At 68.8% G+C, this 20,454-nt stretch carries 12 protein-coding genes; 8 read left to right on the top strand and 4 right to left on the bottom strand.

The features are described 5' to 3' along the window. Nucleotides 1-5 precede the first annotated feature (5 nt). The 7 genes from ACYVI5_RS03140 (at nt 6) to ACYVI5_RS03110 (ending at nt 15,714) form a co-directional block, all read left to right on the top strand. Entirely contained in the window at nt 6-1,403 is a 1,398-nt protein-coding gene (locus ACYVI5_RS03140) for a serine/threonine-protein kinase (protein WP_460578949.1), read from the top strand. After that, nucleotides 1,400-7,219: an Ig-like domain-containing protein gene (locus ACYVI5_RS03135; RefSeq protein WP_460578948.1), complete on the top strand. Its 5,820-nt coding sequence runs from the start codon at nt 1,400-1,402 to the stop codon at nt 7,217-7,219. Before ACYVI5_RS03140 ends, ACYVI5_RS03135 begins: the two co-directional genes overlap by 4 nt. A gap of 32 nt (nt 7,220-7,251) precedes the next feature. Next, a complete protein-coding gene (locus tag ACYVI5_RS03130; RefSeq protein ID WP_460579213.1) occupies nt 7,252-8,259 on the top strand; it encodes an AAA family ATPase in 1,008 nt (335 codons plus the stop codon). Further along, entirely contained in the window at nt 8,256-9,599 is a 1,344-nt protein-coding gene (locus tag ACYVI5_RS03125; protein ID WP_460578947.1) for a DUF58 domain-containing protein, read from the top strand. Before ACYVI5_RS03130 ends, ACYVI5_RS03125 begins: the two co-directional genes overlap by 4 nt. After that, a complete protein-coding gene (locus ACYVI5_RS03120) occupies nt 9,596-11,926 on the top strand; it encodes a transglutaminase domain-containing protein (protein WP_460578946.1) in 2,331 nt (776 codons plus the stop codon). The genes ACYVI5_RS03125 and ACYVI5_RS03120 overlap by 4 nt, the downstream gene beginning before the upstream one ends. Nucleotides 11,927-11,977: 51 nt before the next feature. Further along, nucleotides 11,978-12,592 (top strand): zinc-ribbon domain-containing protein, encoded by a 615-nt coding sequence (locus ACYVI5_RS03115; protein WP_460531412.1) that lies wholly within the window; start codon nt 11,978-11,980, stop codon nt 12,590-12,592. Between the two features lie 128 nt (nt 12,593-12,720). Beyond that, nucleotides 12,721-15,714 (top strand): FtsK/SpoIIIE domain-containing protein, encoded by a 2,994-nt coding sequence (locus tag ACYVI5_RS03110; protein WP_460578945.1) that lies wholly within the window; start codon nt 12,721-12,723, stop codon nt 15,712-15,714. Nucleotides 15,715-15,732: 18 nt separating this feature from the next. On the opposite strand, the gene ald is transcribed toward ACYVI5_RS03110, so the two are convergent. Together ald and ACYVI5_RS03100 are read right to left on the bottom strand one after the other, a co-directional pair. Continuing rightward, nucleotides 15,733-16,848, bottom strand: a complete 1,116-nt coding sequence (gene ald, locus ACYVI5_RS03105; protein WP_460578944.1) for an alanine dehydrogenase — start codon at nt 16,846-16,848, stop codon at nt 15,733-15,735. 122 nt (nt 16,849-16,970) lie between these two features. Further along, nucleotides 16,971-17,990 (bottom strand): asparaginase, encoded by a 1,020-nt coding sequence (locus tag ACYVI5_RS03100; protein WP_460578943.1) that lies wholly within the window; start codon nt 17,988-17,990, stop codon nt 16,971-16,973. 203 nt (nt 17,991-18,193) lie between these two features. Here ACYVI5_RS03100 and ACYVI5_RS03095 point away from each other — a divergent pair, with 203 nt between their 5' ends. After that, nucleotides 18,194-18,706, top strand: a complete 513-nt coding sequence (locus ACYVI5_RS03095; protein ID WP_460578942.1) for an OsmC family protein — start codon at nt 18,194-18,196, stop codon at nt 18,704-18,706. Here the strand turns inward: ACYVI5_RS03095 and ACYVI5_RS03090 are convergent. Together ACYVI5_RS03090 and ACYVI5_RS03085 are read right to left on the bottom strand one after the other, a co-directional pair. Continuing rightward, on the bottom strand, nt 18,670-19,455 hold the full coding sequence (locus tag ACYVI5_RS03090; RefSeq protein WP_460578941.1) for a lysophospholipid acyltransferase family protein: 786 nt from the start codon (nt 19,453-19,455) through the stop codon (nt 18,670-18,672). The genes ACYVI5_RS03095 and ACYVI5_RS03090 overlap by 37 nt on opposite strands. Nucleotides 19,456-19,519: 64 nt before the next feature. Continuing rightward, nucleotides 19,520-20,437 (bottom strand): hypothetical protein, encoded by a 918-nt coding sequence (locus ACYVI5_RS03085; RefSeq protein ID WP_460578940.1) that lies wholly within the window; start codon nt 20,435-20,437, stop codon nt 19,520-19,522. Nucleotides 20,438-20,454 lie beyond the last annotated feature (17 nt).

Here is a 20,454-nt window from a genome sequence, read left to right as displayed (position 1 = left end):
CGCGCATGGCCACAAGGCTGCCCTCCGCCCCGCCCAACCTGCCGGGGTTCTCGTACGTTCGCGCGCTTGGCTCCGGCGGCTTCGCCGACGTCTTCCTCTACGAGCAGAACATGCCCCGCAGGCAAGTCGCCGTGAAGGTGCTGCTGGCCGAAGTGGTCACGCCCAGCGTGCGTGCCATGTTCCAGGCCGAGGCCAACCTCATGGCCCAGCTGAGCGCGCACCCGGCGGTGCTGACCGTGTATCAGGCGAGCGTGGCATCCGACGGTCGCCCCTACCTCGTGATGGAGCTGTGCTCTCCGGTGCTCAACCGGCGCTATCGCGCCGACCCGCTGAGCGTGCCTGAGGCGCTCGCCATCGGCATCAAGATCGCCGGCGCGGTCGAGACGGCGCACCGCGCCGGAGTGCTGCACCGTGATGTGAAGCCGTCGAACATCCTCACCACGGCATACGGGCATCCGGTGCTCTCCGACTTCGGCATCGCCGCGACCATAGGCGACGCCGAGCTGGCGGATGCCGTCGGGCTCTCCGTGCCCTGGTCCGCTCCCGAGGTGCTCACCGACGAGACGACGGGCACCGTGGCCAGTGAGGTGTGGGCGCTCGGCGCCACCGTGTACTCGCTCATCGCCGGACGGTCGCCGTTCGAGGTGCCGGGGACGGATAACTCCTCGGCTCAGCTGATCTCGCGCATCCAGCGCGCCAAACCGGAGCCGATCGGGCGTGAGGATGTTCCCGAACGGCTCGATGCGGTGCTGCGCCGTTCGATGTCGAAACGACCGGAGACACGACAGCACAGCGTTCTCGAGTTCATCCGCGACCTGCAATCCGTCGAGGCGGAGCTCGGATTCTCGCCGACGCCTGCCGACGTCGCCGCCGACGAATGGGTCGCGGCCGCTGTCGTGGACGACGAGGACCGAACGCGGATGAAAGGCGTGGCATCCGTGTCGCCGGAGCAACGTCGCAGGCGACGTCGCGAGGGCGATTCGCACACGGGCGAGCGTAGCGGGGCACGTCAGACCGGCACATCGACCAGTCGCCAGGTGCGCATGGGGGTGGGAGCGAGATGGCTGATCGTCGCGTGCGTCGTGCTCGGCGCGGCCTTCGTCGGCACGCTCTCATTCGTGCTCGTGCGGGCCGCGGCGCCCAGCGACATCCCCGTCGTGCGCAACATCGAGGGCCACGTGGCGGGCGGGTCGGTCGAGTTCAGCTGGCAAGATCCTGGTCTCGCGTCGGGTGACGAATACCAGGTGAGCGTCGATGGAGCGTCGCCGAGCCTGCAGCGCAGCACGACCTTCACGGTCGACTCCGCCGATCGGCGGGTGTGCCTCACCGTGACCGTGAACCGTTCGGGCCGCACGGGCGAGACGAGTGCTGCCAAGTGCGTCGACCCGGTGGGGCCCTCGTGAGCGCCAAGCTCATCGGTCTTGACCGCACCGCCGCCTTCCTGCGCCACCGGTTCCGTGCCCTGAGCGGGCGTCGCCGCACCACAGCGCTGACCGTGGTGGTCGGCGTCGTCGTCATCGCCCTCGTCGCCACCATCGCCGTCGTCTCCGGCGGGTTCGTGCAGCAGCGCATGGTGCTCGGCGACGCAGCGGTGTGGGTGACGAACTCCTCCAAGCAGCTTCTCGGACGCGCGAACACGCAGGTGAACGCGTTGAACTCGGCCGTGACGGCCGGTGACGAGTCGGTCGACGTCGCGCAACATGGCAAAGCCGTGCTGCTCGTCGACCGCAGCACCAACACCGTCTCCTCGGTCGACCCCGCGACGGTCACGGCAGGAAAGGCCGTCGCCCTTCCGCCGAAGGATGCCCAGGTCGGCATCGCGGGCTCGCGTGCCGTCATCCAGTCGCTGGCGACGGGACGCATCTGGCTGGTGCCTCTGACCGACCTGCAGTCATACACATCGGCATCCACTCCGACCATCGACCTCGGAAGCCGGGTCATCACCTCGCTCACACCCGACGGCACGCTGTTCGCGTACTCGCAGCAGGCCGGGACCGTGTACCGGATCGACGCTGCCACCGGTGACAGCGTCGCCCAGACCTGGCGTATCGGCCCGCTCACGAAGCATCAGTCGGCCGCCGACGTGCAGCTCACGTCCGTGGGAGGCAGGTGGGCGCTGTACGACGACTCGGCACGTGTAGTGCGCACGCCCGACGGTGCCAGAACGCTGCCAGCGGCGGTGGGCGACCAAGGGGTGCTGGCGCAGGCATCCGACGCGGATGTCGACCTCACGATCGCGTCGGACTCCGGCGTCTACCTGGTGCCCGGCAGCGGCGACGTGCGACGCGCTCTACAGGGCGACTTCGGCACTGCAGCCGCGCCGGTGTGGGTGAACGGATGCCTGTACGCGGCATGGGACACCGGCCAGACATGGCGCTCCTGCACCGGCGAAGCGGGACGCACCGGCGCCCTCGCCCAGGTGCGTCCCGGCGCGGAACTCGCTTTTCGCGTCAACGACGGCACCGTTGTGCTCAACGACACGGTGCACGGAACGTCGTGGTCGGTTCAGCACGGCAATGGCGTCATCGACAACTGGGCGGACTTCGCCAAGCAGAACGACCAGACACGGCAGACCGAGGAGAACACCGAAGACAAACCGCCGACCTATGAGAAGACGCAGGAACCGCCCGTCGCCGTCGACGACCAGTTCGGTGCCAGGCCCGGTGTGACGACCCCGCTCCCGGTGCTCCTGAACGACTACGACCCGAACGGCGACGTGCTCGTCATCGACTCGTTCACACCGGTGCCGCAGGCGACCGCTCGCATCCAGCGCACCGCGGACGACCAGGAGTTGCAGATCACCCTGCCCGCCGATGCGCACGGTCAGATCGACTTCGACTACACGATCAGCGACGGCCGAGGGGGAGAGGCGAACGCGCACGTCATGGTGACGGTGCGGCAGCCGAACGAGAACTCACCGCCCGTGCAGGCGCGCAGCACGAAGGCGACCGTGGCTGCCGGGGGGCGGGTCTCCACTCAGGTGCTCGGTGACTGGTACGACCCGGACGGCGACCCGTTCTACCTCACGTCAGCCTCCACGGCGTCTCCGAACACGGTGACGTTCACGCCGCAGGGCACGGTCACGTTCACAGATGCAGGCAAGGGCGGGAGCCTGCAGTCCGTGGCCCTGACCATGTCGGACGGGCGGTCGGAAGCGCACGGGACTCTCACCGTCACCGTACGGCCGCCGACGGATGTTCCGATCATCGCGGAACCGTTCGTCGCGACGGTGGTGACGGGGGGCGAGATCACCATCTCGCCGCTCGACCACGTGCGCGGCGGCGTGGGACCCGTGCGGCTGGCATCCGTGCCGGAGAAGCCGGACGTGACGCTGAGCCCGAACTTCGACGAGGGCACGTTCGGGTTCACGTCCGACTCGGCAGGCAGCCACTACGTCGAGTACACCGTGACCGACGGCTCCACGACCGCCACCGGGGAGGTGCGCGTCGTGGTGACGATGCCGCAGGATGCAGGCGACACTCCGGTCACGGTTCCGCACACCGCGTTCATCGAGCAGCAGACCTCTCAGGAGGTGGACGTGCTCGCCACGGACTTCGATCCGGCAGGCGGGGTTCTCCTGATCACCGCCGCACAATCACCGGCTGCCGCGCAGGGCGTTCGCGTGGAGGTGCTGGAGCAGCGCATCCTGCGCATCACGCTGACCGGTCCGCTCGATGGCCCGGTCTCGTTCGGCTACACGGTGAGCAACGGAACGGCGCAGGCCCAGGGCACGGTGCGCGTCATCGAGATACCACGGCCGGCCGTGCGGCAGCCACCGGTCGCCAACCCAGACAGCGCAACCGTTCGCGTGGGCGACGCCATCGACATCCCCGTGCTCGACAACGACTCGCAGGCCGACGGAGACGATCTCACGCTCGATCCCGTGCTGCCGACACCGCTCCCGAAGGGCGCCGGGCTCCTCTTCGCGTCGGGCAACGAGTTGCGCTACCTGGCACCGGACAAGCCCGGAAACTACACCGCCGTCTATCGGGTCGACGACGCCGACGGGCAATGGGCGACGGCGCAGGTCACGATAGCGGTGCGCGAGCTCGACCTGCAGTCGAACCGCCCCCCGATTCCGCAGACCGTCACCGCGCGTGTGCTCGCGGGCAACACGGTGCGCATCCCCATCCCGCTGAACGGTGTGGACCCGGACGGCGACTCCGTCAAGCTCGTCGGACAGTCCACGAACCCGCAGAAGGGCGCCGTGACGCAGGTCGGGCCCGACTGGATCGAGTACCAGGCTGGCGACTACGCGGCAGGGACTGACACGTTCGACTACACACTCGTGGATGCCCTCGGTGCGCATGCGGACGGCACGGTGCGGGTCGGCATCGCCCCGCAGGACGGCGCGGCGCGCAACCCGGTCGCGGTGGAGGACCAGGTGACCGTTCGCCCTGGACGCACGGTCTCGGTGCAGGTGCTCGCGAACGACTCCGATCCCGACGGCAGCCCCCTGCACATCGCCTCCGTGCAGCGCACGTCGAACAGCATCGCCAAGGCGAAGATCTCGGGCAAGATCGTCAAGATCGTCGCCCCGCAGAAGGAAGGCCGGTACGGCTTCATCTATACGGTGCAGAACGACACCGGCGGATCCAGTTCCAACTTCCTCACGGTCGTCGTCAGCAAGAACGCGCCGCTGGCGCATCCGGTCGTCCAAGACACCGTGGTCGGGCTCTCCGACATCCTCGGGCGCTCGCAGATCATCGTGAACCCGCTCGCGAACGTGTTCTTCGCCGACGGGCCGGTCTCCAGACTGAAGCTCTCCATCGTGCCCGGCTTCGGCGACTCAGCCCAGGTGACCTCCGGCGATCACGTGCGGGTGCGCATCCAGGCGAAGTCGCAGATCATCCCGTTCAAGGTCGCGCATCCGGACGACGCAAGGGTGGCCTCGTACGGCTTCATCTGGGTGCCCGGCTACGAGGATGCGCTGCCGCAGCTGAAACCGGGAGCACCCAAGCTGACGGTGCCGAGCGAGAAGACGCTCGTCATCGACCTGAACGACTATGTGGTCGCGACCGGTGGCAAACACGTCAGGCTCACGGATGCCTCGCACGTGCATGCCACGCACTCCAACGGAGACAACCTGGTGCGTGACAACCACACACTGGTGTTCACCAGTGCCGCCAGGTACTTCGGCCCGGCATCCATCTCGTTCGAGGTGACAGACGGTTCGTCGGCAAGCGACCCGAAGGGCCACATCGCCACGCTCGCGCTGCCCATCACGGTGACGGCACGCGACAACCAGCCGCCCACGTTCACCGGGGCCCAGGTGGAGTTCGAGCCGGGGCAGCAGAAGACGCTCGACCTCACCAAGCTCACCAGATACCCGTACGCGAAGGACCAGGCGGAGCTGCAGTACCGCATCCTCGACCCCAAGCCCGACGGGGCATCCGCGTCGCTGCAGGGCCAGCAACTGACCATTCAGGTCTCCGACAAGACACCGAAGGGTACGCAGCTGAGCATTATCGTCGGAGTGCGCGACGCCGTGAACGACGGCAAGGCCGGCCGCATCGACATCACGGTCGTGCCTTCGACGAGACCGCTGGCCGTTCCTCAGCCCGACCAGGTGACGGCCAAACGTGGCGCGACCACGAGCGTCGATGTGCTCGCCAACGATCAGGCGACCAATCCGTTCCCCTCAACGCCGCTGACCGTGGTCGCAGTGCGCGGGGCATCCAGCGGCTCACTGCCGCAGGGAGTGCAGGTCACACCGAGCGCCGACAAATCACGGCTGACCGTGTCGGTCGCTCCGAACGCGCAACCGGTGGACACCACACTGCAGTATGAGGTCGCGGATGCGACGGGAGACCCTGCCAGGTACACCTGGGGCACGGTCACCATCTCGGTGGAGGACCGGCCCGATCCTGTGTCGAACGTGCGCATCGTGGGGGTCGGCGACCAGCAGATCACCGTCGCGTGGGATCCAGGCGCCGCCAACAACTCCCCGATCACCGGCTACACCGTCTCACTCGTGCAAGGCGCGAGCATCGTCGGCTCGACGGCCTGCAACGCCACCACGTGCATCGTGCAGACTCCGGGCAACGGACCGCAGAACTCCGTGCAGGTGCAGGTGACGGCGACGAATGCGATGGGGACGTCGGATGCCGTCGCCTACCCGGACCTCGTCTGGTCGAATGTCGTGCCCGCGGCCCCGACGGGGCTGACGGCGACGCCCGGCGACGGTTCGGCGCTCGTCACGTGGAACGCGCCGCCTCCCTCTGGAGGAGCCAGCGCAGTGACGCAATACCGGGTGACCGTAGGAAGCATCGTGCGGACCGTGTCGGCCGCAACGACCTCGTTGCGGGTCTCCGGTCTGACGAACGGTCAGCAGGTGGAGGTCACGGTGGCGTCGATGAATGACTTCTACGGGGCCCAGCCGATCTGGAACACAGCCGGACCCGTCACCGTTGTGCCTGCAGGAGCCCCGGTCTGGACCGGATCTCCGGGCGTCACCGCCAAGAACGATGCGAACGGCACGGTCACTGTCAGCTGGCAGGGGGTCGTCGACTCCAACGGGGCTTCGATCACCGGGTACTCGGTCTCCTGTGCAGGCGCGGTCGGTGCCGACACGACCTCTGTCGATTGCACGCTGCCGCCCGGCAGAGCCACCGATGTGACAGTGACGGCGACGAACGGCGTCGGGTCGACGACGTCGCCGGCCGTCTCCGCCACGCCACCCGCGCCGCCGCAGACCCCGACGAGCGTCTCGGTGTCAACAGCCGACCCCGGTAATGGCCAGTCGGGCCATTTCTGGCCGACCTTCAACGGCGTCTCGCCGACACCTCAGGCATCCGGGGGCGGATCGGTGTCATACCGGGTCAGCCTGGACGGCGGAAGCAGCTACCAGGTGCTGAGCCCCGGCAGCCTCATCCAGCCCAGCCAATACGGGGTCGCGCTGAAGGTGCGGGTCCAGGTGGCGGTGTCCTACCCGAACGGGGCGGTTCTGACGAGCGGATGGTCGCAGCCGGCGGATGCGGGCATGGCGGTCGACGCGACTCTCGCGGGCTACAAGTACGATTCCGTGACGCGCACGTTCAGCTGGACCGGGGCGCCCGCGGCCCCGCCGTACACCTCCGTCACCATTCTTTGCGACGGTGTCCTCGTACCGCCTTCGGCGAATTCCTGCACCTCAAAAGCTACGAGCCCGTCCCTTTCCGTTCGTGTCTACGCGAATGGAAAGCTCACGCCGTACGAGATGAATTACGCCGGACAATGACGATCCACGACCACGAGGAGAGCACCCGCATCATGACCGACGCGCCGACGACCGCGACGAAGCCGATCAGCCCGCTCACCGATGACCAGGCCGCCTGGTTCCAGAGCACCGTCGACGCCATCGTCTCCAACGTCGAACGGGTGCTGCTGGGCAAGACGCATGTCATCCGGCTGGCGGTCACGGCGCTGCTCAGCGAGGGCCACCTCCTGCTTGAGGACGTGCCGGGCACGGGCAAAACGTCGCTGGCGCGAGCGCTCGCAGAGACGATCTCGGGAACGAGCAGTCGCATCCAGTTCACCCCCGACCTGCTGCCAGGCGACATCACCGGTGTCGGGGTGTACGACCAGCGGGCTGGCGATTTCGAGTTCCACCCAGGTCCGGTATTCGCGAACGTCGTGCTCGCCGACGAGATCAACCGGGCGAGCCCGAAGACCCAGTCGGCGCTCTTGGAGGTGATGGAGGAGCGCCAGGTCAGCGTCGACGGCGTCACGCATCGCCTTGCGCCTCCGTTCATGGTCATCGCCACGCAGAACCCCGTAGAGCAGGCCGGAACGTACCGCCTGCCCGAGGCGCAGCTCGATCGCTTCATCATGAAGACATCCATCGGCTATCCCGATCACGCGTCGATGGTGCGCATCCTCGAAGGGGCCGACCACCCGGCGCACGACACCGTGCTTCCCACAGTGGTGATGGGCGAGATGGTGACCACCATGTCGAAGCTGGCCAGGGCCGTTCACGTCGACCCCGCCATCAACGACTACGTCTCGAAGCTCGTGGATGGCACACGCAATGCCGAGGAGGTGCGGCTCGGAGTCAGCGTGCGCGGTGGGCTCGCGCTCATCCGCACCGCGAAGACGTACGCGGCCGCGATGGGCCGCTCCTATGTGCTGCCCGACGATGTGAAGACACTGGCGGAGCCCGTGCTCTCGCACCGCATCGTGCTCGACACCGAGGCCGAGTTCGACGGCGTCACGCCGCAGAGCGTCGTGGCGGGTGTCGTTCTCGAGACGCCGCCGCCTCTGGATGGGACGGCCGTGTGACTTTCGACCACTCCGGCGGCGACACCGGGCTCGACAACGCGCGAACCCGGCTCGTCGGCGCGCGCGAAGGCAGACTTGCGGATGCCATCGTCACGGCCGTTCGGCTCTGGCGCACGTTCGCGAGTGGCTGCGCGCGTGCGTGGCGCCGCGTCAGTGAGGTGACGACCGTCACGGGCGTGTGTGTGGGCGCCGTGACGATCGCTGCGCTCATCGCCGGCTACATGGCCGGATGGTCCGAGGCCGTACTGTTCGCGTGGATCGGCGTCGCGCTGTTCCTCGTCGCTGTGCTGTACCTGCTCGGCTCGGTCGCCTACCGTGCCGAGCTGCAGCTGCCCACGCCGCGAGTGGTCGTGGGAACGCCGGCCCCCGTCGACGTGGTGGTCTCGAACCCGACCAGGCGCGGTCTGCTGGCCGCCCGCATCGAGGTTCCCGTGGGGGAGGGCGTCGCTGAGTTCGCCGTGCCTGGACTTCGGCCGGACGCGGAGTTCCGTGACGTGTTCCTGGTGCCGACACCTCGACGCGGTGTGGTGACCATCGGACCCGTGCGCTCGGTACGCGCCGACCCGGTCGGGTTGCTGCGCCGTGAGACGGACTGGCAGCAGACCACCGAGCTGTTCGTGCATCCGCGCACCGTCGCCATCCCGAGCATGAGCACCGGATTGGTGCGCGACCTCGAGGGCAACTCCACGCGCGACCTCACGACGAGCGACATGTCGTTCCATGCGCTGCGTGAATACACCCGGGGCGACGAGCGCCGGCACATCCATTGGCGGAGCACGGCGAAGACCGGCGACTTCATGGTGCGCCAATACGAGCAGACCAGGCGCAGCAACCTGCTCCTGGCGCTGTCGTTGGCGGAGAGCGACTTCGCTACCGACGAGGAGTTCGAGCTCGCAGTGAGCGCTGCCGCTTCACTGGGCGTTCGCGCCGTGCGCGACGACCGCTCCGTATCGTTCGTGGTGAGCGAGCGCACGCCGGACTTCGCGAAGACGCCGGTGTACGACGTGCGCAAGCTCGACAGTGTGACCCCGACCCGTCTTCTTGATGCCCTCTGCCGCATCGAACGTCTCACGTCTGCACTGCGCATCACCGACGTCGCACGTGTGGCCGCCGACACCGCACCGGATGCCTCCATCGCGTTCCTGGTCTGCGGATCCGCCGTCACGACCGCCCAGTTGAGGCACGCAGCAACCATGTTCCGTGCGGGCACCGAGGTCGTCGCCGTTCGGTGCCTACCCGAGGAGTCACCTGGCCTGCGCAGAGTGGGCGAGCTCAGCATCCTCACCATCGGCTACCTCGACGACCTGCGCTCGAGTTTGGCGAGATCGAGGGCGGCATGACGCGCAGGGACCTGATCCAACGCGCCATCGGCACTGCCTATCTGCTTGTGCTGATGGGCGCGTGCGTCGCCGCGTTCTGGCCGGTGTATCAGAACACGGACTTCGTGGTGATGGCCATCGGCGCGATCGTCGCGGGAACCGCGGTGGCCACCTGCGGTGCGCTCCTGCGCTGGACCACCATGGTGACAGCCCTTGCGGCACTGGCGGCGTTCCTCGTGCTCGGTGTTCCGCTCGCCGTGCCCGGCGAAACACTCTGGCGTGTGATTCCCACCCCGCAAGGGCTCCTCGACCTCATCACGGCCGTGGCATTGAGCTGGAAGCAGCTCGTGACGATAACGGTTCCGGTCGGTTCCTACCTCACGCTGCTCGTGCCCGCCTACGTTCTCGCATTCGCCGGCGCAGTGGTGTCGGTCACTGTCGCGTTCCGCTCCCGGATGCCCGAGCTCGCGCTCGTCCCGCCGCTCGTCGTGTTCACCCTGGCCATCGTGCTCGGGTCCGATACGGCCGCCACCCCGCTTCCGCTCACCGTCGGCGTGGCCGCGCTGAGCGTCGGCTGGCTGATCTGGATGCGCCGCCGCCGCCGAGTCTCCCGCCTGGTCTCGCTGGCCAGCGAGCACGCCGATGGTGTGCGCCGCAGCGAGCGTTCGCTCGCCGCTGCCCGGTCCGTCGGCATCGCGGTGCTCGCCGTGGTCCTCGCCCTCATGGCGGCCGCCGGTGTCTCGTCCGGAATTCCGCCCGTTGCGGCACGCACCGTGGCCCGCTCCGCGACGACGCCGCCGTTCGACCCGCGCGACTATCCGAGTCCGCTGTCCGGTTTCCGCTCCTATCTGGAGCCTGCCGAGGCCGGTGACGCGCTGTTCACGGTCGATGGCATCGGCGACCTGCATCGGCTGCGCATCGCCACCATGGATACCTACGACGGCATCGTCTATGCGGTCGGCACGCAGCCTGGGGACTCGGGCGCGTTCGCGAGGGTTCCCGACACGCTGACCCTGCCCGCGACATCCGCTCACGCGAAGCAGTCCAGCAGGACGGTCGACGTGACCATCGACGGCCTCGCCGGACCCTGGCTGCCCACTTTCGGTGATCTGCGGAGCATCTCGTTCGGCGGGAACACGCCCGATGCCCTTCGCGACGGCTTCTACTACAACGCCACGACGGCGACCATGGCAGAGGTCTCGAAGCTGACCAGCGGCGATTCGTACCGCATCACGGCGGATGTCACACCAACGAAGACGCTCGCGCAGCTGGCCAAGGCACGTCCGGGCGATGCGGTGCTGCCCACGCTCGATGTCGTGCCCGGCCGGCTCGACGACACCCTGCACCGATACGAGGGCGACGCGGTCGGGCCGGGCGCGAAACTGGCGGAGGCCCTGAAGCAGCTTGCCGACAACGGATATATCAGTCACGGCATCGGCGACGAGGTGAAGAGTCTCTCTGGCCACGGTGCGGACCGTATCGACGCATTGCTCACCGCCCGGCCGATGGTGGGCGACCAGGAGCAGTATGCCGTCACGGCGGCGCTGATGGCGAGGCGGATCGGGTTCCCGGCCCGGGTCGTCCTCGGGTTCTCGGTGCCGCAGAAGGCCAACGGCGACAGCGTGACGATCACGGGTGCGGACGTGACCGCTTGGATTCAGGTGCAGACCGCGCAGGACGGCTGGGTGGATGTCGACCCGAACCCGCAGGTGCGGCCGATTCCGCAGAAGAAGCCCGACGAGCCTAGGCAGATCTCGCGTCCGCAGTCCATCGTGGAGCCGCCGAAGGACAACGTCGCCCGTGAGCAGAGCCCGCCGCCGCAGTCGCACGTGGCACAGGAGCACGACAATCGGATGCCCGCGTGGCTGAGCATCCTGCTCGCGGTTCTCAGCGTGCTCGGGTGGATCGCTCTGATCGCCGCTCTGATCGCGTCTCCCTTCCTCGCGGTGATCGCCGCGAAGTGGCGCCGCAACCGGATGCGGCGGTCATCACGCGTGCTCCCGCGCGGACGCATCTCCGGCGCGTGGCGGGAGTTCGCCGACACCGCGGCCGACCACGGCTACCAGGCGCCCGGCTCCGCGACGCGCACCGAGGTCGCGCAGGCCGTGGGCGGTCAGCGGCCCGCACTGCTCGCGGCTGTCGCCGACCGCTCGGCGTTCGGTCGCGCCGAACCGACGGACGACGACGCGGATCAGGTATGGAGAGCGGTCGACGAACTGCGCCGCGACCTCGACGGACGAACCACGAGATGGGGCAGGCTGCGCGCCCGGATCTCACTTCGCTCACTGGGCGGCTACCGTGGAAATACTCGCGGAAAAGGCGTGGGTCGCGCGAGGAAGCCGCGCTGAGGATGCCCCGGTCGGGCAGGTGGGCGAGAATGCGCCGGTGAGGAGGTCGCGGTGAACTGTGCATCATGCGGTGCTGTGCTGCCGGAGGGCGCGATGTTCTGCGGCAACTGCGGGAGAGCGGTGGGCGCGGTGGTCGTTCCGCGCGACCGCATGGCCGATCCTAGGCCCGGCGACACCACCATCCTTCCGCCGCAATATCGGGCGTCGATGCGCTCGGCGACATCCGCAGAGACCGCCGATCGTGCGACAGCGTCACCGTTCCCCGCGACCAGTGGACTCCCGCTGGGTCAGGAGACCCCGTCGGCTCCCGAGTCGGACATCCCGACCAGGCCGATCCCGCCCGTGCCCTACGTGCTCTCGTTCTCGACCGGAGAGCGCGTGGTGGTCGTGGGCGCCGGCCTGCTAGGGCGCCGCCCGTTCGCGCAGCCCGGGGAGCGGTTCGACCAGCTCGTGTCGATCGCCGACCACGAGCGTTCGGTGTCGAAGACGCATCTGGAGTTCGGCGTGGAGAACGGCGACCTCTGGATCTGCGACCGGTACTCCGCCAATGGCACCGTCATCATCCCGCCTGCGGGCGGTCCGCATCGCTGCGAGCCCGGCCGTCGCTACCGGGTTCCCCGGGGTGGACGCGTGGAGATCGGCGACCACTGGTTCGACGTGCGCTAAGCCCTGTTGCCGAACTCCCGCTGACTCGCTGGTCGCTCCGTCCGTCCCCAGGGAGTGCGGCGGCGCATCCGTGCACCGATGCCCGTCTGCGGCGTTCCTGAGGCCGCCCGATCGACTGCACTGGTTGCATGCCAGTCCCCGATCCGACTATCGGCGAACCGCTCACGTTGCCCCGTCGTCCCGCGGCTCCTCTGAAAGCGCCGTTCCCGCTTCTTGCGGTGCTCGCCCCGCTCGTCGGCGCCGCCGTGCTCTTCGCGATCGTGCGGTCCCCGTACATGCTCGCGTTCGCTGCGCTCAGCCCCGTGATCGCGGTGGCGAGCGCCATCGACGGCCGGCTCTCAGCGCGAAGACGACGCCGAGCGGATGACCGTGCCTATGCCGCCGAGGTCGACCGGTTCGTCACCGAGGTCGAGGCTGCGCACGACAGGGAGAGAGCTGCTCTGCAGGCCCGGCATCCCACTGCAGCCGCGCTGCTCACCGACCCCGCGCATCGGCCGCGGCGTTGGGCCGAGGCCGGCGAGCGATTCGCGCCGGTTCGACTCGGCAGCGGTGCACTGCCGAGTACCGTTCCGGTCTCCGGCACAACGAGTTGCCGCGAAGATCGCGAGTTGCTCGCCGAAGCGCGGGTCATCGAAGGGGCGCCGATCGTCGCTGACCCCGCAGACGGAATCGGCCTGATCGGCATACCAACCGTCGCGCGAGCGGTGTTGCGCGGACTCGTCGTCCAGCTCGCGCACGCGCATCCTCCCGGCGTGCTCGCGCTGACGGCACCGCCGGGAGAGGCCTACGACTGGCTGGACGACTATCCGCACGGCGTTGAACCGCGCGAGGAACCGTTGCGGCTGCGCATCGTCGACGACGGAGCCGAAGACGACGCGCAGGCGATCGTGCGCGGAGGTACGGCACGAAGCCGAGCGGCTGGGCCGGTGTCGCCGGGAGGCTCGGCACGTCATGTCACGCCGGCGGGGCCGAACGCCCCGTCGATCGCCGTGCTCGCGGTCGCCGAACGCGTGGACGAGCTACCCGCTCGATGCCGAGTGGTCGCCGCCGTCGAGGCGGATGGCACCATCACCATCCTGTCGCCACCGGATACGGCGGGGAGCCTGCGCGGCGAACTGGTCACGGCTCAGGAAGCGGCGGCGTTCGGGCGAGAGCTCGCGCTCACGGCTCGCACTCGCGGCGTCGATCTGGGCACGCCGCTGCCCGGTGAAGTTCATTTCGGCGACCTCGCCGGCGCCGACCGAGCCGGCGCGAAGTTCACGAATCTGCCCGCGGTGGTGGGGATCTCGCCGTCTGGCCCACTCGTGCTCGACCTGGTGGCATCCGGTCCGCACGCCATCGTCACCGGAACCACGGGAAGCGGCAAGAGCGAGCTGCTGATCACCTGGGTGCTGGCGGTGGCGGCACTTGCGCCGCCTGAACGGGTGGGGTTCCTCCTGGTCGACTTCAAAGGCGGCACGGCGTTCCAGCGGCTGGCGGCGCTGCCGCACACCGTCGGCGTCGTCACCGACCTTGCGCACGGCGAGGCGGCGAGGGCGTTGAAGAGCCTGCGTGCCGAACTGCGCAGAAGGGAGGCCGAACTGTCGCGGCTCGGGGTGTCCGACATCGCCGACGCGTGCGCGGAACTGTCCCGCCTCGTCATCGTCGTCGACGAGGCCGCGGCGATGTTCGCGGCGTTCCCGGAACTCGGCCAGCTCTTCGCCGACCTCGCAGCGCGCGGCAGGGCCCTCGGGGTGCATCTCATCCTCGGCACCCAGAGGGCGACCGGTGTACTGAGCGACGCCCTGATCGCCAATTGCGCGCTGCGCGTCTCGTTACGGCTCGCCTCCGACGCCGACAGCACGGCCCTGCTCGGCACGGATGCGGCCGCCCGCCTCCCGCACGGACAGCCGGGCCGTCTCGTGGTCTCCCGCGACGGCGAACTCCTCACCGCGCAAGCGGCAACGACGGAACCCGCCGACGTGGATGCCGTGGCTCGGACGCACTCCGCATCGGTCAAGCCGAGCGCGCCCTGGTTGCCGGCGCTGCCACCGTGCATCCCGCTCAGGGCGTTCGGGACACCGCCACCAGGCTCCGTCGTGATCGGGGCGAGCGACGACCCCGACCGGCAACTCCAGGAAGGCATCGTCTACCGGCCCGAGAGCGCGCACCTGCTCGTGCTCGGGGTCCGCGGATCCGGGAAGTCCGCGGTACTGCATGCCATTCGCGCGCAGTGGCCCGGTCAGGTCATCACGGTCCCGCAGCACATCGAGGGAGCGTGGGATGAGCTCGAACGCGCCGAGTCGCTTCTGCACGCCGGAACCCGGGACACACCACGGCCAGCCGGCACGTGTCTGGTGCTGATCGATGACCTGGATGCCCTGCTCGAGCGGTTCGACGACGAGTACCGGGACGTCGCGACAGAGCGTATCCGCTCACTTCTGATCGACGGGCCGCGCGCCGGAATCGGCGTGGTGTGCACCGCTGCAGTACTCCCGAGCGGGCTGCGCAGCGTGCACGGCCGGTTCGGGGAGCGACTGCTGCTCCGGCAGGCCGACAGGCAGGAGCACGTGCTCGCCGGCGCGCCTGCCGAGCTCTTCGATCCCTCGGTCCCGCCAGGCCGAGGTGTCTGGCGTGACAAAGCGATCCAGGTCGCGCTGGTGGATGAGCACGGCCACGACGACGCAGTAGGCGAGACAGTACAGACGGCTCCGCCGGTGCTCGAGTTTCCCGCCGGGTCGATCACGGTGGTGGTGGCGCGTGCACCCGGCGCGGTGGCACGCGGGTTGGGGCAGGCGGTCCCCGGACTCGACATCATCGACCTCACCGATCCGGTCGGGGCCTCTCGCGCGAGAGACGCCGCGCTACCCGAACCCGACGTGCCGGGTAGCTTCCCTGGTGATCTCACCGTGACCGAGGGCACGCGCCCGACAGCCATCGTCGGCGACCCGGATGCCTGGCAGTCCGGGTGGGCACTGCTCGGCCGGCTGCGACCGAGAGCATCCATCGTGTTCGACGGCTGCACCCTCGCTCAGGTGCGGGCGGTCTTGCACACCCGCGTACTGCCGCCGGCCGCGCTGCCCGGCCACCTGCTGGTCTGCGGCCCGGAGATCGGCTTCACCAGGGCGAGGATGCCGTCATGAGGTGCGCTCGCGCTGCTCTCAGCCGAGCACCTCCGTCAGAGGAGTCGCGCCGACGCCGTTCGCCTCGGCGACGCCCGCGTTCGTGACCGCGCCGGCCGCCACGTTCAGTCCGAGCGCAAGCGCGTGGTCCGCCTTCAGGGCCGCCTGCCAGCCGTTGCCCGCGATGGCCCGCAGATAGGGCAGCGTCGCGTTGGTGAGTGCGTGAGTCGACGTGTGCGGCACTGCTCCCGGCATGTTGGCCACGCAGTAGAACACGGTGTCGTGCACACGGAACGTCGGCGCGTCGTGAGTGGTCGGGTGCGAGTCCTCGAAGCAGCCGCCCTGGTCGACGGCGATGTCCACGAGCACACTGCCCGGGCGCATCCTGGCCACCATGTCGTTGCGCACCAGCTTCGGCGCCTTCGCACCGGGTACCAGCACGGAGCCGACGACGAGGTCCGCGTCGAGCACCGCCCGCTCCACCTCGAACGCGGTGGAGGCGATCGTCTTGAGACGGCCCGCATAGTGCGCGTCCAGCTCGCGCAACCGGCCGACGTTCGTGTCGAGCACGGTCACATCCGCGCCGAGGCCCACCGCGACGGATGCCGCGTTCGAGCCCGCAACGCCGCCGCCGATGACGACGACCTTGGCGGGGTACGTGCCGGGCACTCCGGGAACGAGCAGGCCGGAGCCGCCGTGCGGCTTCAGCAGTGCGTTCGCGCCCACGATGGGCGCCAGCCTTCCGGCGACCTCGCTCATCGGCGCCAGCAGAGGAAGCGAACGGTCGGGCCGCTGCACGGTCTCGTACGCGATCGCGATCACGCCCGAATCCATCAGCGCCTGCGTGAGCTCTGGCTCGGCCGCCAGGTGGAGGTACGCGAACAGCACGAGTCCCTCACGGAAGTACCCGAACTCGCTCTCGATCGGTTCCTTCACCTTCAGCAGCAGGTCGGCGCTCGCCCACGTGCTGGCGGCATCCGGCTCCATGATGGCCCCGGCATCGGAGTACGCCGAGTCGGGGATGGACGAGCCGTCGCCGGCGCCGGACTCCACGTGCACCTCGTGTCCGTTCGCGACGAGGTCGTGCACTCCGGCCGGAGTGATGGCCACCCGGTACTCGTTGTTCTTGATCTCGCGCGGAATGGAGATTCTCATCGTCTTCCTTGTCTTTTGCCTCACGGACCTTTTCGGTCCGCTCGCGGTCTCCCTTGACCACGAAGTCCTTGCGCTCGCTCGTCGCGTGCCGAAGCCGTTCGGGAGCAGGCCGCCCGTACGATTCAGACCACCGGACGCAGCCGCCCGACCGGGGCGCCGCCCCCGAGAACCGTGGTGTCCGCACCGTCGAGAGCCGCGCTCGCCGCCGATGCGTCGATGGCCCCCGCCTTTGCCAGAAGGCCGACGGCCGCCACGCGTGCGGCCGGAACGCTGCCGTCGAGCACCTTGACCGCCACGGTCGTGCCATCCGCCGCTGCCATCGTCATCACGCCATCCGCCCCTGCCTTGGCGTAGCAGCCGAGCGTCTCCATCAGCACGGTGTCGGGCCTGCCGTGCCCGGAGATCGCCCACGGATGTTCGCGAGCGCTTCTGTGCACCCACGCAGCGTTGCGGAACAACGCGAACGGCGACTGCTCCGACGCGGTCGCCAGGCGCTGGATCCCGCGGGCGAGCCCGATAAGCGTGACAGCGAAGACCGGCGCGCCGCATCCGTCGACGGCGGTGTGCGCGACCTTCTCACCGGTGAGTCGCTCGACGACGTCTCTCACGTGCTGCTGCAACGGATGCCGCGGGTCTGTGTAATCCGCTGTGGTCCAGCCGCTGGCCGCACACGCGGCGAGCATGCCGGCGTGCTTGCCCGAGCATTCCATATAGATAGGAGAAGGACCTCCGCCACCGCGCAGCACCTCGTCGCGCGAGGCGCGGTCGGCCGGAAGCGCTGGCGGGCAGCGCAGTTCCGTCTCATCGAGGCCTGCCCCCGCGAGGATGCCGCGCACGACCCCGAGATGCTCCGCCGTTCCGGCGTGGCTCGCCGTGGCCAGCGCGGTCTGTACGCCGTCGAGGCGAGCGCCGGCGCCGATGGATGCCACAGCCTGGAACGGCTTGAGAGTGGAGCGCGGAAGGATGTGGGAGTCGGGGGAGCCGAGCGCGATCAGCCGCTCGCCGTCGGGGGAGAGCACGACGGCCGAGCCGACATGACGGTTCTCCACGAATCCGTTGCGGTCGGCGACGGCGAGTTCCACGGCCGCCGACGCTTCGAAGGTGCCTGGCTGCACACGCGAGGCACGCAACGAATCGCTCATGGTGATCAGAGTCTAACGAGGCGGCTGCGACGGATGTTTGCGGTGCGGCGGTCGATCCGTGCGATCCTCGCCGCCTGCACGGCGGAGTGTGCGAAGGGAGCGGATACGAGTACGACCATGCGCGGTGCCGATGCGGCAGAGTGGTGCCGAAGGTTTCCGCCGACAGGGTCGCGCGGCAGTTCGAGCACGAGTAAGGACAGCAGATGAACGTCGACCACCACTACGCGCTCAGCCTGGAGTGGACCGGCAATCGCGGCAGCGGCACGACTGGATACCGCGACTACGGACGTGACCACATAGTGCGAGCCGAGGGTAACCCGCCGATCGAGGGCTCCAGCGATCGCACGTTCTTCGGCGACGCGGAGCGGTGGAATCCGGAAGAGCTTCTGGTCGCCGCCCTCGCGCAATGCCACATGCTCAGCTATCTGCACGTCGCCCAGCGGAACGGTGTCGTGGTGACCGCGTACACCGACTCACCGACCGGAACCATGACGACCACTTCGGACGGCGCAGGACACTTCACCTCCGTGACCCTGCGACCGTCGGTGACCGTCGCCGACGCCGAGCAGGTCGATCTCGCGCAGGGCCTTCATGGTGAGGCGTCGAGGCTCTGCTTCATCGCGGCATCCGTGAACTTCCCGGTCGGCCACGAGCCGACCACCACATCCGCCGGCTCGGATCAGGCGGCGGGTTCCTCCGCGGGCGCCTCGTTGTAGACACCGGCCTCGGTCTGACCGCTGAGGCGCCGGATCTCGGCCATGATGGCATCCGTCGCTTGCCGCCTGGCCTTTCCGCTGGATGCCGGGCCGAACGTCGACACGTCGATCGGCGCACCGAACGCGACGGTGACCTTCGCGAACGCGGGCACTTTCGAACCGACGGGCTGCAGGCGCTCGGTTCCGATCAGCCCAACCGGCACGACGGGAGCGCCCGTCGTCAGCGCCAGCCACGCGACGCCCGTGCGTCCGCGGTACAGGCGGCCGTCGCGAGAGCGGGTGCCTTCGGGGTACAGAGCGAAGGCGTTCCCTGACTCCAGTATGCCCTTGCTGATCTCCAGGGCGTCCTGTGCGTCTCGTCCCGCTCCGCGACGTACTCCGACAGCGCCGATCGCGGTGAAGAACGTGCGGCTCACCCAGCCCCGCACGCCGCGACCCTCGAAGTAGTGCGACTTCGCGAGGAACTGGATGCGCCGGGGCGCGACGACGGGGATGACGACGCTGTCGATGAACGACAGGTGATTGCTGGCGAGGATGACTGCGCCGGTCTTCGGCACATTGCGCCTGCCGATCACGCGGGGGCGGTACAGCAGCCGGGCGAGCGGACCGATCACGAACCGGCCGAAGACGTACACGGCGCCGGCTCGCGGGCGGCGTGAGCCGGCCGTCGAATCCGCTGGGCGGGAGAAGACACGCACACCTGTTGCGGTTGCACTCGGAATGGACCCCGGCCGCGGCAGTGTGGTCATAGATCGACATTACGTCTCGGCGTATAACCGCTGCGGAATGCCGCGATGGAGTTTTCGGCCGCTCTCACAGCCCGGTGCGCGGATCCGGGAAGCAGCGCGTGCCGCCCACGAGGTTCAGGCAGGCGGGATACCAGGACGGCACGAGCTGTGCGAGGGGTGTGCCGAACCACTGCTTGTAGAGCCGCCAGAAGTTGAGGTTGCCGAACGTGGAGCATTGGCTGACGACATCGGGATGCCTCACCGTCTGGGCCGAGGGCTGGTACGGCGTGTAGTTGTACAGGTTCGCGGTCGCCTGATCGCGGATGTCCACCACGCTCGCCCCGCACGCAGGGTTCGGGTGGTACTGGATCGGGACCTTGCCGACGTGGTACCGCCACGAGGCGCCGCCGACCGTGTACTCCCGGAACTGCCAGGCAGCGTTGTACACCTGGTTGAAGAATCCGAAGTACTGGGAGTCGCAGGCAGAGCTGTCCGGGCAGGCGTAACCGGTGGCCCGTTGATAGCCGGATGCGCTCGGCCGGGTGAGCAGGGACTGCTCCTTCTGCAGCAGCACGAGCAACACCTTCGGGCTGATGCGGCACGCCTGCGCCACCTTCACGATGATGGCGCTGGCGCGCTCGGATGCCGCACCTCGGTATGGCGCGCAGTGCGCGTACTCCGTGGGCTCGTCGGGGGTGGCCTGCCGGTAGTCGGCCAGGCACGGCGAGCCGTCGACGGGGACGCATGCCCGGTCCTCGAGAAAACGCTGCACCTGCGACTGCGTCATGCTGTCGCCGTTGTAGAAGGCGGCGTCGCTGATGATGTATCCGGGACGGAACACGGCGTCCGATGCCGGTCTGTCCGCCGGTCTCGGCACAACGGCGACGAGCACGAGCAGCACTATGACGGCGATCGCGGAGGCCGCGACGATGGCGATATCGGCAGGGGCGCCGTCCAGCACCCATGCGCCCGCTCGCTCGGACTCGCGGCGGCGTACGGGCATCCACTCACCCTAGGCCG

The organism is Humibacter ginsengisoli (genome assembly GCF_054780095.1).
The sequence above is the reverse complement of the archived record's forward strand: the minus strand, read 5'-3'. Positions and strand labels throughout refer to the sequence as shown.